We start from the raw sequence: 14,134 nt of genomic DNA on the forward strand, positions 1-14,134 counted from the left end.
TTTCTAATAACAAAGCAGTAGGAAACACCATGAAGCAAAATAATGAGCCCCCCATGGATCGTGATGCTCTGTTACGCCAGGCGCAGCAAGCGTTGGCTGACAGCGCAGCCACTGATGCTCCTATGGATACTAATCCATCATTACTAGTTAAAGCCATCGCTGCTATTTTTTGGCTACTGGCTAAGATCCGCTTCGTGGTGTTACGCCCTTTTGTTTGGCTAGGTTATGTATTTAGCGGCCGTAACCCCGTATTTCGATTCCTAAAAAAAGCAGGAGTTTGGCTCGCCTTTGAGCCGGATAAGCAAAAACCTGATGAAGTTAACTTTTCAGCACGCCGCTTAGGTATTAACGGCTCTTGGCTGAGCGCAGTTTTACTGGTCATCTATTTTTCAATCACTGCCGCTTACTTTTACGGCACTCAGTTTGAAGAGCTCGTCTACACCACAGGTAAGCAAGAAATTGAGGCTGGTGAGCAGTATCAATTTACCGGCTGCACCTCATTACCTTGCAGCACGCAAGCCGACAATGGCAAGTATTACAAAATTGAAGCCAGCCATTTTTTACCTGCCTTGTATTATCCCGAAGAAGACGTGTTTGCTAATATTCCGCAACAAGATGGCGCTTGCTTGGCTAAAGGTTACGGCTTTTACTTTCGTAACTTGCGTTCGCTGTATAAATATTTTCAGTGGTATCAAAAAGTTTACGATGTTTCTTGTCGGCCATATACCGAGGCAGAAAAACAATTAGCCATAGGTACAGGTCAAATAAGTGCAGTAAGCGAATAGATTTACACTTCAACCCTATCACCATGGCTAGGTGGGGGTTGAAGGCACTAAAAACGATATACTATCGAAAGTCCCCAGCAAAATATGCTGTAATTACCGCTCTCAAACTAATAATAAGCAGCCAATGATATGAATTCATTAAAAGACTACCAATTACTCACTCAACAAGCACTGGCATTAATTGAAGGCGAGCCAGACCTGATTGCCAATTTGTCTAACATCAGCGCCTTACTCAATATGAACTTAAGTAACATCAACTGGGTCGGCTTTTATCTACACAAAGGAGAGCAACTGGTATTGGGACCTTTTCAAGGCAAGGTAGCATGCGTGCGCATTGATTTAGACAAAGGTGTGTGTGGCAAAGCGTTTAGTAGCAACACGATCCAATGCATTGCCGATGTTCATGAATTTCCGGGCCATATTGCGTGTGATGCGGCTAGCCAGTCTGAAATAGTGCTACCGGTTAATGTAAACACCCAAACGGTGGCCGTGCTCGATATCGATAGCCCAATTCTTAATCGCTTTACTGAAATAGACCAACAAGGCTTGAGTGAGTTTGTCGAACATATTCAAGCTAAATTAGGGTTTTAGATCTTTATATAACGTTTTAACCCGCAGCCAATCCGCGACAACTAAGGCTTGGCTATAACGCCGCCACGGCCAACTCGTCAGGTGTTTTAACTTACCTCGAAGACTTTGCTGTCCAGCTAAATAATCGTTTATCGCATCTTGCAAGCTGACTGCTTCAAAACTTACCCACTCTCCAGCCACGCTTAATAAATTCCAATGCAATACAGGGTGCACCTGCGAGAATAATATTTGCTCAAGCTGTATTAAACTAAATTCAGTATCTTTCTAACCGCCGCGCTAGATGAGCACTAGCTTGCTCATCAAACTCATTATCTAAATACAGTTCAGACAACAACAACCAAACGGGGAAGTAACGCTGATAATCCAACGGTGGGGTTTGTTTCAATTTTTTTCTCCATTCATCGAGTCACCAACGATAACCAGGTCAATAACTGACCAAAAAATGACCAATATTTGTTACATAATATAAACCTTCTATTGCTTCAACCCGTTACATTTCAATTTAATGTTAAAAAAGTCACATTTTCTCGAAAATAAGAAAATATTCTGTCCTGTATGAGATCTAGCGAATAGCGCAAACGGCTTATTAAGCTATCATCAACATTCATCAGTAAGCGAGAAGGGTAACTAATGATCTACTTAGCCGCATGGATGTTGTTTGTTGGTATGACGGTAGCTTTTATTAAAGGCGCCAAATAATTCTGACACGAAAGGATGTTTATCCCCAAACAACAATAGCTTAGACACAGATTAAAGTTGTTTAGGGTTGTAAGGCGGCATTAGCCGCCTTAGTTGTTGACAAACCAAGGCCAAACCAGAGACTGCGTAATTATAAGGTCAACCCACAGGTCAATTACGGATGATTTTTCCCGGCATTTTTGGCAAGCAGAATACGGTCACCCGCAGCCTCCCCTCCCCGAGTGAGTAGTATTGTTCTTACAGAACCATCCCAATCAACTCAGCCCTGTGCAGTCTACCCTGAGCGAATTTTGACCCAGTAAAACAATTATTTTATTGAGTTTTTTCAGTTATGCTTTAAAAATAATATGCGACGCCAAGGAATCACCTAGCAAGGAGCCAACATGAGTCAACCTTTTATCGCCGATGACGGCTTACCACGTTGTGGTTGGTGTGCAGGTGCGCCTGAGTTTGTGCCTTATCACGACCATGAATGGGGCTTCCCGGTCGATAATGACCAACGCTTGTTTGAGAAAATTTGCCTTGAGAGTTTTCAGTCGGGTTTAAGCTGGCGCACCATATTAAATAAGCGTGACAACTTCCGCGCCGCCTTTGCTCAGTTTGATTTCAATAAAGTTGCCCAGTTTAATGACGCCGACATCGAACGTTTATTGCAAAACGCCGGCATAGTGCGCCATCGCGGTAAAATTGAAGCGGTAATCAACAACGCCAAATGTGCACAAGCATTAGTTAAAGAAGCAGGCTCTCTTGCCGCCTTTTTCTGGCAATTTGAAGCCAAACCCGATGCTGACCGTATTCCGCAAAGCCAAACCACGACAGCCGAATCAGTTGCCCTCGCCAAAGCGTTAAAAAAACGTGGTTGGAAGTTTGTTGGCCCCACCACCGCCTTCGCCTTTATTCAGGCAATGGGATTAATTAACGATCATACGCCTGAGTGTATTAGTCGCAGTAAAGCTGAACAAGCCAGAGCTGCGTTTACCCCGCCGGAAAATTAACCCTCTAAATCTGGCAGCAACTCACTCGATTCATTCTTCTCATGATGCTTTGAGCCTTGCTTTTGATGCATCAACTCTATTAGCTGCTGATCTAATCGCGCAAAGTAGATATCTTCTTCTGCTTTGCCTTTACGGCGCATGGTTTCTGTAAAATCAGTCATCCTCATTACCTCTGATAATTCTGATTCTACTGTAAGTTTAGTTCATGCTGGTCAATTGCCTGTTATTCACGCTGGGCTTGCACTTGAAGCTGCATCGCCCGGCTAAATTGGTATTGCACGAAATAGACCAACACCACCAATAGCGCAGCATGAAGTGGCCAACCAGACACAACTTTAACAGTTGCTAACGTAGCTTCTTCAATTGGATAAGCAAGCCAGAGTAATGCCGCTTTTAAACTGTAAGCAACAATCCAAATAGCGGATGCCTGTTGCCAGATTTGTTGGTAACGCGGAGTTTGGCTAAATTCCCATGCTTTAAGTTCAGGACTGCCTAGTTCGGCAAATAACCGAGGAATCGGTTTACCTAGTAGAGAAAAAATTAAAAAAACTAATGCCGATTTCACCGCGCCTGCAAGCACTTGAATAAACACGACATCAACCAGCCAGCCTGCTGGGGTAAAGGTCACTATCAGCAATTCAATTAAACCAAACAGGGCAAATACTAATGCGATTGGCCCTAAGGATTTCAGCGTAAGGCTTATAACAATGCCATAAATTCCTGACACTAATACCGCATAAAGTAAACCAGCATAGTGATACACGCCAAGGTATAACAGCGCGGGGAGAATCATCGACAAAAACGCGTCGCGACTGAGTAAGAGCCCTTTGAGAATCGCCAAAGGGTTTTGATTGTTAGTCATCAGTATTACCTATTTCGTCCGAGATTAAGGCTGTGGGCTTGTTATCCATCAAGCCCCTACACTTTACTCGAATGGCAAGGAACGCGCGTTAGCTTAGATCATGGCTCTCATCAAGAGTTTTGAGTGTGGCCAAATACCCAGTTAATATACTTGATTTATATTAAAAGCCTATTTGATACAGCCCTAACATAATAGCGGCTGCGGCCAGCATCATAGGTCCCCCCATAATCACCATCGAGTGCCCAGCAATAGGTGAGTCTTTTGGCTGCGGCCACCAAGAAAATTCCATTTTAAAATTGCGGTCAGCATCTTGCCCAGTAAAATAAGACGTGAACATGATGCCGCCCAGTAAGAAACCCACTAGCGCATAACAAAACAGTAACTCATTCAGAGGTGTACTATTTGCCCAATGCCAATGTAAGAAACTTAGGCCAAACATTAACGCCGCACTAACCATAAAACTGATCAACGACGCCTTAATCATAGGAATACTCAACGTTTCACTCCTTTTCGGATGTAATGGTAAAAAGTCTGTGCCGTCTGATCCTAGGCCAAGACTAATTGATGAACAACGCGCAAAATAATCGAATGAGATTACAGCTGTTTGGCCATCTTAAAATAAGCTTGATCAGCTTTATAAAAACGCTCGCCCGAGATAGCCATGCCAAAACGCTGGTAAAAACCAAGGGCTGATTCTCTGGCGTCACACCAAAATAATTTATAACCTTGTTCAATTAGCTGATGCAAAATATACTCGATTAAATAACTGCCTATGCCACGACCTTGAAATTCCTGCAAGGTGGCAAATTTACGCAACCTTGCCTCATGTTGATCTACAAATATCGAAGCAACGGATACCAACTTGCCATCAATTACCACGCCATAGTGCTTTGCATCCTCGTCACCGCTCACTTGAGAAAATGATTGCGGTTGATTAGGCCACAACACCGCTTGCCGTATAGCTAGCGTTTGCTGCCAATTTAATACAATGATCTCCATCGTCTCACTCTGCTAATTAATGATCTATTCCACACCTTACCAAAGAATAAACTGTCTGTTCGTGCAAAACATGACCCATCTTCTAATATATTGATCAATGCTCATTTAACCGCAGTTTGGAACAGCATGCCACGTTTAAAACTATCAGAGCTTATTAGTTCACTCAGTTATGCCCTTGATATTACCGAGGGCCAACCTGCTGGTCATTGCATTCGCTGCTGCTGGATTGGGATGAAATTGGGTGAAACAATAGGACTCAATAAACAAGATCTGTGGAATCTATACTATGTATTGCTGTTAAAAGATTTGGGCTGCTCTAGCAACGCATCGCGGATTTGTGAGCTGTATTTAACTGACGACCTATCATTCAAACGAGAGTTTAAGTGGGTCGACGGCAGTCTGCCGCAGGTTCTTAGGTTTGTGTTACGCCACACTGGCACTAAAGCAGGCATATTAAGTCGATTTCGGGCCATCTCAGACATTTTCGCCCATGGCGATGAAATAGCTCAAGAGTTGATTAAAACACGCTGTACCCGAGGTGCCGACATCGCCCGGCAATTACGTTTTTCCGAACAAGTTGCAGGCGGTATTCACGCCCTAGATGAACACTGGGATGGCTCGGGCAGACCGGATGCTTTGCAAGGAGAGCAAATTCCTATCTATGCTCGCATTGCATTATTTGCTCAAGTCGTCGATGTGATGCATCAAGCAGACGGTAACGAGGCGGCAATATCAGAAGCCAGCAAGCGAGCTGGTACTTGGTTTGATCCCGCCCTAAGTGCGGCATTTGCCCACATTGCAAGTGATGCTGAATTTTGGGCAATGCTAACATCCGACAAGTTAGATCAGCATATTCTATCCTTAGAGCCAGGCGGTTTTGAACAAGAGCTCGATGAAGATTTTTACGATGACATTGCTGAAGCATATGGCCAGGTAGTTGATGCCAAAAGCCCTTTTACTGCAGGCCATAGCGCTAGAGTGGGTTTATATTCAAGCCTATTGGCCGAGCAAATGGGTTTTACAGCAGAAAGGATCCGTTGGATCAAACGCGGTGCGCTGCTACATGATGTCGGTAAATTAGGCGTCAGTAATAGCATTTTAGATAAGCCGGGCAAGCTAACCGATGAAGAATATGACGCAATCAAGCTACATGCCGTGTACACCCAAGACATCTTGGGTCGAATTCCTGCTTTTGGCGAACTCGCCGCTATTAGTGCCGCTCATCACGAGCGCTTAGATGGCAAAGGTTACCCAAAAGGCCTTACAGGATCCGAGATTACCCTAGAAAGCCGTATTATCACCACCGCTGATATTTTTGATGCCATTACTGCCGATCGCCCCTACCGAGGAGCGATACCGATAAGTAAAACCTTGAGCATTATGAGTGAATCTGTCAACAGTGCGCTGGATCCGCGTTGCTTTGATGCCTTAGTTAACTTGATTAAATGCCATCCCGAGCTTTTTCCGAATGAAAGCCAATCCCTAAGTATCAGCGCGAAAACGTCTCAACCTCGCAGCAAACCTATACCCAGCATTAAACTAACAAATAAATAGAACTAAAACAGACACTTAATATGTTGCAACCACGCACAAATCAACCTCTTTATCACGCAATATGTGCGCCACGCCATCGCCACCAATAATATCGACGTGATGATGCTGACCCATGACTAACATCGCCACTGGGCTTGCTTTTAGTTGTTGCATTAACTGCTGATCGCGCTGACCAACCCGATAATGGATTTCGCTAACTGCCACTTGGCTACGCTTAATTAACGCCGCCATATGCTGTTTGGCATTTAAGATTGCCTCGTTCAACAATTGCGTTTGTTGCAATAATACTGCATCAGCAATATGGGCTTGCTGCAGCAAATCAACAATAAATACGACTTCCAATGGCAATGATAATTGTTGCGCAACTTGATGAGCATGCGCAAATACCTTGCCACTACGATGGTTTAAATCAAGAGCCACCAGCACACACTGCTGATTTGACCAAGGTTGCATTGATAGCACATATACATCGACTACGCTTTGCTGCAACATCCGTAGCAGCGCGCGATCACTTGCAAGACTGCTCCCCTGGTTAATTTGAGGGCTAACGACTAAGCAAGTGCAATGATGCTCAGCCAGATAATCATTTGTGATATCAAACCAATCACCACTGCGAGATGCACACTGCAAGGGAATATGCTGAGCCGCAACACATTGCCGTAAGTGCGAAAAAAACTGCTCTGCAGCAGCTTGCGCTGGCATGTTATTGGCTGAAAAAGTGGATAAGCAGTGTAGCGACTGACCACGACACAATCGCACCACTTTAGGCACAACACTCGCGGCCTTATTTGCCGCAGTGATAGTCCACAGCACACTCAGCGTATCCATAAAACCTCTACAGCCTTAACAATTAATAGCGACACTTTTCAGTCTAGTTGAAGCGCAAAATTTCGACCTCAAAAGCTATAAAGCACCCACTGAAGAAAGCAAAGAAACAGGCAAAAGCGCAGCGCTGATCAGCAGCCTTGCCACTCAACTTGCTTTATCTGGCCGCGTCAGGCTTAAACAGAGCTGAAGCTAGGTATATCGAAGCATACCGAGTTTGCCAGTTTAATTACGCTTGACTAACACTTTATTCAGCTGAATATTCTATAATTTCTCAGTATGAATACAGACAAAGTCTGGCTAGAATCAGGCCACCAATTAACTCTCTCACTATCAGGTATTTTTCGGCCCTATGAACCAAAACACTTACGATATTAAGCGTCGCTTTATCATTAAACTAGGCAAGGCATTACACCAGTTTGGTACGCCCGCTTATCGCCTAGAAGCGCACTTAAAAAGCGTAGCGGAAACCATGGGATTACAGGGTTCATTTCTTGTCACCCCTACCTCACTGACTTTTGTGTTATGGCAGCCAACTGACAACCAAGACGAACAACCTATTGAAAGTACACACATTGTTAGAGTTAAGCCAGGTGAAATTGACTTGGGCAGCCTTGCTCGTACCAACGATCTAGTACAGCAAGTACAAAGCACCGACATGAATTTAACTCAAGCCTTACTACGCTTGAAAGAAATTCAAAACAAACCCAACCCTTACCATCAAGTTTGGGTTGCGTTAGCCTACGCTGCCAGTGGTGGCGCTTTTGCTATGCTGATGTCAAGTAATTGGCCAACCACATTATGGGCCACCTTGTTAAGCCTAGTGGTGTATTTTTTGGTAGTGCGCGCCCAATACTCGCGTCGCGTCTCCGACTCTCTTGAGCCCTTGGTCGCACTATGCTCCGCGTTTATTGCCATGGGCATTGCCACCTTTGAAAGCCAGCTAAATGTGTCTGTGGCGGTGTTATCAGCCATTATTATATTTATTCCCGGATTATCCCTCACCATGGCGCTCAGTGAGTTGGCTTCGCGTGAATTAGTGTCTGGAACAGCGCGTCTGATGGATGCCATCATGGTGCTGTTTAAATTATATTTCGGCGCGGTATTGGGCATGGCATTAGGCGCACTATGTTGGGGACAAGCGATCCACCCGCTGCCCGAAATGATGCCATTTTGGGCAAAATGGCTGGGTGTACTGCTGCTCTCTATTGGCCTTGCGGTTATTTTTAAAGTCCGTAAAAAAGACATTATCTGGGGGGTTTTAGCCGGCATCATCGCTTATGTCACCAGCGTGCTAGGAAGTTTTTATTTAGGCGAGGCACTGGGCCCCTTTATTGGCGCTTTTGCCGTGGGTGTTTACGGCAACCTTTATGCGCGCTGGACCAAGTCTCCTGCATCAGTGGTGTTGCTACAAGGCATCGTATTGCTGGTGCCTGGCAGCAAAACTTACATCAGCTTAAACAGCTTAGTGTTGGGCGAATCCATCGTAAACGTGCCCAATCTCGGCTCACAAACCTTCTTGATCTTTATGTCTTTGGTGGCGGGGTTAGTATTCGCCAACGTGGCGATACCGCCCAAGAGTACGTTGTAGCTTAATTTAGCTTCAGTTTTGCTTAAGTCTATTACGAATTGATCAAGTATATTTTTACTGCAAAATTACGTTTTCAGGGATGAAAACGTAAAGCGTATAGGGAGATATTTCGCCATCCATGTATTCATGAGCAAATGAGTGGGTGTTCACTATTTTCCTATCGCAGATTCAATCCAATAGCAACTTGTCAAACTGCTCAGTCGAAAGAAAGATATCAATTTCTTCCTCACACTCACTAGCTATCTCAATCAACCACTTATTTGCAGCCTCGTCATTTCTCCCTAAGAGATGCTCGATAAAACCTTTCGCAATCATTTTTCCTTGGCGAGTCCGCGACAACTCTTGGACCAAGCCGCAAACGATTAGGCTACCCCTGACATACTCAAAATGACTGATACCCCATCCCTTTTCTCCACACTCTTCATCCCCCATGCTAACAACATCATAAGAAGAAGTTACGCTTTCAAACATAATTGCCAATAGTGAGCTAAAGCTGTTCATTAAGTTCAAGGACTCGATATCAGGAATGTTCTTTACGATAAAGCCGAGCCATTCCTCTAGCATCTCAGCATGATCGGCGGGTAAACCTGATAAATAATCAATTGAAGCGGGTAAGAAATACATCGCCTCAGTGTTCTTACCACAAGGTAAGTTGGTATTAAACAAAATCGAGTAGTCTACCCCTGAAATCTGCTGGTCGCTCTTCGCTAGAATTTTGCCTAAGCAATCTTCACCATATTCTTGACACGGATCAGATAGCATTGTTGGCCGAGAGAGTGAGCGCTCAAACTCACTCAAAGCTATTTCATTTTCTTCTCTCATGCAGTTCCCTTAAAAATCTGGGCACGATTTTGCAGCAATAGCAGCACAACGGTTCAGTGTACTTGCAGCTTCAGGGACTCACAGATATGCACAAAACCTCCCTTAAAACAAAGCCCATTTAGCTGTTTCGCGCATTATTACATTACTATCCATTTACCATTTTCTGCATGATGTCAGCGCATGAATCCAACTGACTATTACATTTACCAACCAGATGATTTGTTTTGACCAAACCTGCTAAATGTTATTAACTGACAAAGCTATGGCGATTCTTCCATAGCCTCAACAGACTCAGCTATCGCATCAATTATTTCTTTTTTATCGACGAGTCGAGGAGCAAAGAAACAAATTAAGGCCACAATAACAATAACAATAATAACACTCACTCTTCTCATATTTTTTACCCGACACAGTCACACTCTGGATCCTGAGCCATAGTTTACAAACCACTTAATGAGCAGGATGTGGCCATGACTTTATCTCGCAAGCAGCTGATTTTCCCTGAATCAACGACTTACTACCATGTCACCAGCCGCTGCGTGCGACGCGCTTTTTTATGCGGCATCGACCACTACACCCAAAAAAGTTACGAACATCGTAAACCTTGGCTGTTGGATAAAATCAAACAACTCGCCAGTATTTTTACCATAGATATCTGTGCTTACGCCATTATGAGCAGTCATTACCATCTAATATTGCACATTAATTTAGCCGATAACCGTGATTTATCAGATGTTGACGTCGTGGAGCGCTGGCAACAATTGTTTGCTATGCCCATGTTGGTGGGTGATTGGCTAGTAGGGAAAGAGCAAAACACTGCCCAGCCAGAAGTCGTTGCAGAGCTGATAGAAAAATGGCGAAAACGCCTTAAGGACATCAGCTGGTTTATGCGTTGTTTAAATGAAGATATTGCCCGCAGAGCCAACCAAGAAGATAAATGCAAGGGCCATTTTTGGAAAGGACGGTTTAAAAGCCAAGCCTTGCTGGATGAGAAAGCGCTGCTAACGTGCATGACTTATGTCGATTTAAATCCAATTCGAGCCAATATCGCCCAGCGCATCGAAGAGCAAGAATTCACCTCGATTTATGAGCGGATACAGCAATATAAAACAAAGCAAGATGCCAATCAGGTAACGAAATCCGAGCTGTTACCCTTTGAGCGTCAATTTGATTCACGTCAACCCCATGAAATTCCATTCTATTTTGAAGAGTACCTGCGGTTATTTAGATGGCTGTCCGGTATTTGTTGGTATTTGTTTGATCATACAGGTTTGAACCTGCAACAACCTGCAAATCACAACCGGAAAAGGTTGCAAACACAGCTGGCAGAAAGGCACGAAAAAGGCCCCGCACTTTTCAGTGTGAGGCCTGAGCGATCTATAGAATACAATAAAAGTGAGAATTGAATACCCGACTAGTCTGATACATCAAATAAGTCGCATGGTAAGTCGCCATAGTCGTTTTTCTTAATTAGTGCGCCATTTATAATAAGGAACTCGTATAGTGGTCTATTATCGGCCATAGCTGCATAATGTAGGGCGGTATTACCAATACCTCCAACGACATTTATATCAACACCAAACGCAAGCATTTGTTTCAGGTCTTCGATTTCTCCTGAGTAAGCTGCAACATGAAACGGAGTATCTTCATCAAATCTCCCCTGCTGATCAAAAGATTCTAAACCTACATCTTCAAACATCGCAAGGTTTGAGTACTTTTCAATAAGAGCTCTATATTTTTGCTCATGAGCACTCATCTGAGCACATTTCCTTGTATTTTTTCTTAAGTCGTTCAACGTCTTCTTTATCCATAGCGATTGGCTTTGCGTGTCTCCCATTAGGATACTTGTTGTGAGGGAAGTTTCTGTCAAAAGCTTCACGATATTGAATCATTTTTTCAATAAACTCAATTCGATTCTTTAGCTCTTTACATGGGTCATTATCTCTAGTGTAGCCTTGCTTTTGAAAGTCTTTATATTCTGCGTAAGCTTTCTTTCGTTCTGCTTTTTCACTGTTGTACCAAGTTGTCCAAGCCCAATCAAATGCCGTGGCACCAGTAAAAGCAGCTCCATACACAAACCACTTCGGCCATGCCAAATCAGTTGGATCTGGAACAGCTGTATCTGCAGCAACCCAAGTGCCAACAACAGCGGTTGCTGATTCACCATAAGGGTCTATATAACTTACTGGATTCCCATCTACATACGCGAAAGTATTCATCCCGCCATTCAGACCAATCGGGTCACTGGTGATGTAGCGCCCGGTCTTCGGGTCGTAATAACGATAGTAGTTATAATACAGCCCTGATTCCGCATCAAATAGTTGCCCCGGAAAACGCAGGTCAATTTGCGTCAGTTGCTGGTCGCCATCCACGTCTTCATGGGCGGCGCCATTGCCGTAAGCATCCGATGACCATTGCCAAACCACTTGTTGTTGCTCATTGGTGGCCTTGCGAGGCGTGTTTAAATGGTCTGCGTGCAGGTACACTATTTCACTGCCGGTGGCATTTTGTGTTACCTGTGCCAGTGGCAAGCTGCCCAGCCAGATAATTTGTTTTGACCAAACCTGCGTAGCGCCTTGATAGTATTGCGTCTCAAGTAGCTGGCCTGCGGTGCTGTAGTAGTAAAGATAAGTGTCTTGGCCTATCTCTTTGATGACCCGCTCACTCAATCCGTTGTACTGGTATTGGGTTACATACGTACCATTGTCTAGCCAAGCCAAGCGGCCCTCTGCATTGTAACGATATTGCTGACCTGTCAATGATGACGACAGCGTGTTACCTACCGCATCCAGTTCAACACGCATGCCGTTGTGGGTTTCTATTCGGTTGCTCTGCGTTTGATAAACATACGACGTCACTCCATTTGCAGACTCTTCTGTCAAACGGTTACCTACGCCGTCATATTCGTACGATTTGCGAGTAACGGGATGTGCGAGTAACGGGACCCCATCTCTTTTTGCGCTAACTCATGTCCTGAGCCATAGTTTACAAACCACTTAATGAGCAGGATGTGGCAATGACTTTATCTCGCAAGCAGCTGATTTGCCCTGAATCAACGCCTTACTACCATGTCACCAGCCGCTGCGTGCGTCGCACTTTTTTATGCGGCATCGACCACTACACCCAAAAAAGTTACGAACATCGCAAGCCTTGACTGGCTTGCTAGGCCTTACCAGTCAGAAGACTTACACCTCCAATCGATTTGGCTCGGCGCACTGGGTGTCCATTATTTTCCTGAAATATGTGACAACTACCATTCCCTCTATCCTCACCAAGTAATAGAAGGAAGCGCTGTGTTTCGAATTGCGTATATCTAACTCGTAGACCGGAGACTCTATTAATGGATGGAAGACACCGTCTTCATTCAAAGAAGAAGATACAAGCCCATAAAACTCATTTATATCTTCCATTATAGATTTCAGACAATACAGCTCCCGCTCACCACTTCCCTTGGTTTTAAATAGCGATTTTTTAAGCACCCCCTCAACCTTGTTCAATAGATCACGGCTACTTAATATTTTTTTTCCTTTGTAGAAGTATTCGCTATTTTTTCTTGAAGTTTCTCCCGCATTCCATTCAGAAACAATCTTCGTAATTGTACCATTTAGTTCAGAACAACTATTGGAAAACTTCTTTACTCCAAAACCATATGCTGGACCAGCTACCTGAGACAAAGCTCTCAGATAGCCATTTAACTCCGCAAGATAACAATCAGGCGTCACAGTTTTTATCCTTATCACAATTCGCCATAGCATTTTGAAGATTTACTAACGCTGCATCAATTTTACCATTTCGAGTCGCATGACCAGCATCAGCCCCCCCCCCCCCAAAAAAACGCCCATCGTTAAAACCCCGGCCTTGTTTTCGGTGAGTCAAAACTTCAATTGCCCAAGCAAGTAATTCACAAGACTCGTCTCCCCTTAAGTTTTCACCAAGATTGATAGCATCTCCTTCATCGTGACCAGTATAACCTCCATAAGGATCAGGCGTATAATCTTCTTCTCCCCAATCCCCCCAGTCACTATCTGAGTTCATAGCCCATGGGTTTGTATTTGCCCACCAAGAACCCGCAGCTACAATTCCTGTAGCAACTGCTGCCCCACAAGCTGGATTCGCGGCACATGCGCCTATGAATGCTGGAGAAGTAACGGGACACCCATCTCTTTTTGCGCTAATTCATGTCCTGAGCCATAGTTTACAAACCACTTAATGAGCAGGATGTGGCAATGACTTTATCTCGCAAGCAGCTGATTTGCCCTGAATCAACGCCTTTTACCATGTCACCAGCCGCTGCGTGCGTCGCGCTTTTTTATGCGGCATTGACCACTACACCCAAAAAGTTACGAACATCGCAAGCCTTGGCTGTTGGATAAAATCAGACAACTCGCCAGTATTTTTACCATAGATATCT

At 44.2% G+C, this 14,134-nt stretch carries 19 protein-coding genes and 1 pseudogene; 7 read left to right on the top strand and 13 right to left on the bottom strand.

What is annotated here, in order from left to right; genetic code table 11:
- Positions 1 to 29 precede the first annotated feature (29 nt).
- Entirely contained in the window at positions 30 to 785 is a 756-nt protein-coding gene (locus K1M91_RS15620) for a hypothetical protein (protein ID WP_232803142.1), read from the top strand.
- A 129-nt stretch (positions 786 to 914) separates the two neighbouring features.
- A complete protein-coding gene (locus K1M91_RS15625; RefSeq protein WP_232803144.1) occupies positions 915 to 1,376 on the top strand; it encodes a GAF domain-containing protein in 462 nt (153 codons plus the stop codon).
- Here K1M91_RS15625 and K1M91_RS15630 read toward each other — a convergent pair.
- Both K1M91_RS15630 and K1M91_RS21435 read right to left on the bottom strand, forming a co-directional pair.
- A complete protein-coding gene (locus tag K1M91_RS15630) occupies positions 1,365 to 1,577 on the bottom strand; it encodes a hypothetical protein (RefSeq protein ID WP_232803146.1) in 213 nt (70 codons plus the stop codon). The two genes, K1M91_RS15625 and K1M91_RS15630, sit on opposite strands and share 12 nt — an antisense overlap.
- A 52-nt stretch (positions 1,578 to 1,629) precedes the next feature.
- A complete protein-coding gene (locus tag K1M91_RS21435; RefSeq protein WP_282561160.1) occupies positions 1,630 to 1,761 on the bottom strand; it encodes a hypothetical protein in 132 nt (43 codons plus the stop codon).
- Between the two features lie 697 nt (positions 1,762 to 2,458).
- Between K1M91_RS21435 and K1M91_RS15635 the strand changes: the two genes are divergently transcribed.
- Positions 2,459 to 3,070 (top strand): DNA-3-methyladenine glycosylase I, encoded by a 612-nt coding sequence (locus K1M91_RS15635; RefSeq protein ID WP_232803148.1) that lies wholly within the window; start codon positions 2,459 to 2,461, stop codon positions 3,068 to 3,070.
- On the opposite strand, the gene K1M91_RS15640 is transcribed toward K1M91_RS15635, so the two are convergent.
- The 4 genes from K1M91_RS15640 to K1M91_RS15655 all read right to left on the bottom strand — a co-directional run bounded on the left by K1M91_RS15640 (position 3,067) and on the right by K1M91_RS15655 (position 4,931).
- Positions 3,067 to 3,231, bottom strand: coding sequence for a hypothetical protein (locus K1M91_RS15640; RefSeq protein WP_232803150.1), 165 nt, complete (start codon positions 3,229 to 3,231; stop codon positions 3,067 to 3,069). The genes K1M91_RS15635 and K1M91_RS15640 overlap by 4 nt on opposite strands.
- Positions 3,232 to 3,293: 62 nt before the next feature.
- On the bottom strand, positions 3,294 to 3,932 hold the full coding sequence (locus K1M91_RS15645) for a hypothetical protein (protein WP_232803152.1): 639 nt from the start codon (positions 3,930 to 3,932) through the stop codon (positions 3,294 to 3,296).
- A gap of 160 nt (positions 3,933 to 4,092) precedes the next feature.
- Complete coding sequence (locus K1M91_RS15650; protein WP_232803154.1) at positions 4,093 to 4,428, bottom strand: hypothetical protein; 336 nt, start codon at positions 4,426 to 4,428, stop codon at positions 4,093 to 4,095.
- A gap of 98 nt (positions 4,429 to 4,526) precedes the next feature.
- Positions 4,527 to 4,931, bottom strand: coding sequence for a GNAT family N-acetyltransferase (locus K1M91_RS15655; RefSeq protein WP_232803156.1), 405 nt, complete (start codon positions 4,929 to 4,931; stop codon positions 4,527 to 4,529).
- Positions 4,932 to 5,057: 126 nt separating this feature from the next.
- On the opposite strand from K1M91_RS15655, the gene K1M91_RS15660 reads away from it, so the two are divergent.
- Positions 5,058 to 6,485 carry an HD domain-containing protein gene (locus tag K1M91_RS15660; RefSeq protein ID WP_232803157.1) on the top strand — a complete coding sequence of 476 codons (1,428 nt, stop codon included), beginning with the start codon at positions 5,058 to 5,060 and terminating at the stop codon, positions 6,483 to 6,485.
- A gap of 15 nt (positions 6,486 to 6,500) precedes the next feature.
- Here K1M91_RS15660 and K1M91_RS15665 read toward each other — a convergent pair whose 3' ends face one another.
- Positions 6,501 to 7,313, bottom strand: a complete 813-nt coding sequence (locus tag K1M91_RS15665; RefSeq protein WP_232803159.1) for a universal stress protein — start codon at positions 7,311 to 7,313, stop codon at positions 6,501 to 6,503.
- Between the two features lie 349 nt (positions 7,314 to 7,662).
- Between K1M91_RS15665 and K1M91_RS15670 the strand changes: the two genes are divergently transcribed.
- Positions 7,663 to 8,901, top strand: coding sequence for a threonine/serine exporter family protein (locus tag K1M91_RS15670; RefSeq protein WP_232803162.1), 1,239 nt, complete (start codon positions 7,663 to 7,665; stop codon positions 8,899 to 8,901).
- A gap of 168 nt (positions 8,902 to 9,069) precedes the next feature.
- On the opposite strand, the gene K1M91_RS15675 is transcribed toward K1M91_RS15670, so the two are convergent.
- A complete protein-coding gene (locus K1M91_RS15675; protein WP_232803164.1) occupies positions 9,070 to 9,723 on the bottom strand; it encodes a hypothetical protein in 654 nt (217 codons plus the stop codon).
- A gap of 260 nt (positions 9,724 to 9,983) precedes the next feature.
- The gene (locus K1M91_RS21440; protein WP_282561161.1) at positions 9,984 to 10,118 is read right to left on the bottom strand and encodes a hypothetical protein; all 135 of its coding nucleotides are present in this window, start codon (positions 10,116 to 10,118) and stop codon (positions 9,984 to 9,986) included.
- A 75-nt stretch (positions 10,119 to 10,193) separates the two neighbouring features.
- Between K1M91_RS21440 and K1M91_RS15680 the strand changes: the two genes are divergently transcribed.
- Positions 10,194 to 11,129 carry a transposase gene (locus tag K1M91_RS15680; RefSeq protein ID WP_232803166.1) on the top strand — a complete coding sequence of 312 codons (936 nt, stop codon included), beginning with the start codon at positions 10,194 to 10,196 and terminating at the stop codon, positions 11,127 to 11,129.
- An 8-nt stretch (positions 11,130 to 11,137) separates the two neighbouring features.
- Here the strand turns inward: K1M91_RS15680 and K1M91_RS15685 are convergent, their stop codons facing one another.
- Together K1M91_RS15685 and K1M91_RS21445 are read right to left on the bottom strand one after the other, a co-directional pair.
- Positions 11,138 to 11,479, bottom strand: a complete 342-nt coding sequence (locus K1M91_RS15685) for an ankyrin repeat domain-containing protein (RefSeq protein WP_232803167.1) — start codon at positions 11,477 to 11,479, stop codon at positions 11,138 to 11,140.
- The gene (locus tag K1M91_RS21445) at positions 11,466 to 12,605 is read right to left on the bottom strand and encodes an RHS repeat-associated core domain-containing protein (protein WP_282561162.1); all 1,140 of its coding nucleotides are present in this window, start codon (positions 12,603 to 12,605) and stop codon (positions 11,466 to 11,468) included. The genes K1M91_RS15685 and K1M91_RS21445 overlap by 14 nt, the downstream gene beginning before the upstream one ends.
- Before the next feature lie 134 nt (positions 12,606 to 12,739).
- On the opposite strand from K1M91_RS21445, the pseudogene K1M91_RS15695 reads away from it, so the two are divergent.
- A pseudogene (locus K1M91_RS15695) lies at positions 12,740 to 12,884 on the top strand (transposase); the annotation flags it as partial.
- Between the two features lie 24 nt (positions 12,885 to 12,908).
- Here the strand turns inward: K1M91_RS15695 and K1M91_RS15700 are convergent.
- Together K1M91_RS15700 and K1M91_RS15705 are read right to left on the bottom strand one after the other, a co-directional pair.
- Entirely contained in the window at positions 12,909 to 13,445 is a 537-nt protein-coding gene (locus tag K1M91_RS15700) for a hypothetical protein (RefSeq protein WP_232803169.1), read from the bottom strand.
- Entirely contained in the window at positions 13,435 to 13,758 is a 324-nt protein-coding gene (locus K1M91_RS15705; RefSeq protein WP_232803168.1) for a hypothetical protein, read from the bottom strand. The genes K1M91_RS15700 and K1M91_RS15705 overlap by 11 nt, the downstream gene beginning before the upstream one ends.
- Positions 13,759 to 14,134 lie beyond the last annotated feature (376 nt).

Origin of the sequence: Motilimonas sp. E26 (assembly GCF_021278025.1) — a bacterium.
Taxonomy (GTDB): domain Bacteria; phylum Pseudomonadota; class Gammaproteobacteria; order Enterobacterales; family CBDFNC01; genus Motilimonas.

Excerpts from the sequence above, each read along its gene's own strand:
- K1M91_RS15665 (WP_232803159.1), bottom strand. The coding sequence starts at position 7,313 with ATGGATACGCTGAGTGTGCTGTGGACTATCACTGCGGCAAATAAGGCC.
- K1M91_RS15635 (WP_232803148.1), top strand. The coding sequence starts at position 2,459 with ATGAGTCAACCTTTTATCGCCGATGACGGCTTACCACGTTGTGGTTGG.
- K1M91_RS15660 (WP_232803157.1), top strand. The coding sequence starts at position 5,058 with ATGCCACGTTTAAAACTATCAGAGCTTATTAGTTCACTCAGTTATGCC.
- K1M91_RS15625 (WP_232803144.1), top strand. The coding sequence starts at position 915 with ATGAATTCATTAAAAGACTACCAATTACTCACTCAACAAGCACTGGCA.
- K1M91_RS15655 (WP_232803156.1), bottom strand. The coding sequence starts at position 4,931 with ATGGAGATCATTGTATTAAATTGGCAGCAAACGCTAGCTATACGGCAA.
- K1M91_RS15705 (WP_232803168.1), bottom strand. The coding sequence starts at position 13,758 with ATGAACTCAGATAGTGACTGGGGGGATTGGGGAGAAGAAGATTATACG.
- K1M91_RS15670 (WP_232803162.1), top strand. The coding sequence starts at position 7,663 with ATGAACCAAAACACTTACGATATTAAGCGTCGCTTTATCATTAAACTA.
- K1M91_RS15685 (WP_232803167.1), bottom strand. The coding sequence starts at position 11,479 with ATGAGTGCTCATGAGCAAAAATATAGAGCTCTTATTGAAAAGTACTCA.
- K1M91_RS15640 (WP_232803150.1), bottom strand. The coding sequence starts at position 3,231 with ATGACTGATTTTACAGAAACCATGCGCCGTAAAGGCAAAGCAGAAGAA.
- K1M91_RS15620 (WP_232803142.1), top strand. The coding sequence starts at position 30 with ATGAAGCAAAATAATGAGCCCCCCATGGATCGTGATGCTCTGTTACGC.
- K1M91_RS15680 (WP_232803166.1), top strand. The coding sequence starts at position 10,194 with ATGACTTTATCTCGCAAGCAGCTGATTTTCCCTGAATCAACGACTTAC.
- K1M91_RS21440 (WP_282561161.1), bottom strand. The coding sequence starts at position 10,118 with ATGAGAAGAGTGAGTGTTATTATTGTTATTGTTATTGTGGCCTTAATT.
- K1M91_RS15675 (WP_232803164.1), bottom strand. The coding sequence starts at position 9,723 with ATGAGAGAAGAAAATGAAATAGCTTTGAGTGAGTTTGAGCGCTCACTC.
- K1M91_RS15645 (WP_232803152.1), bottom strand. The coding sequence starts at position 3,932 with ATGACTAACAATCAAAACCCTTTGGCGATTCTCAAAGGGCTCTTACTC.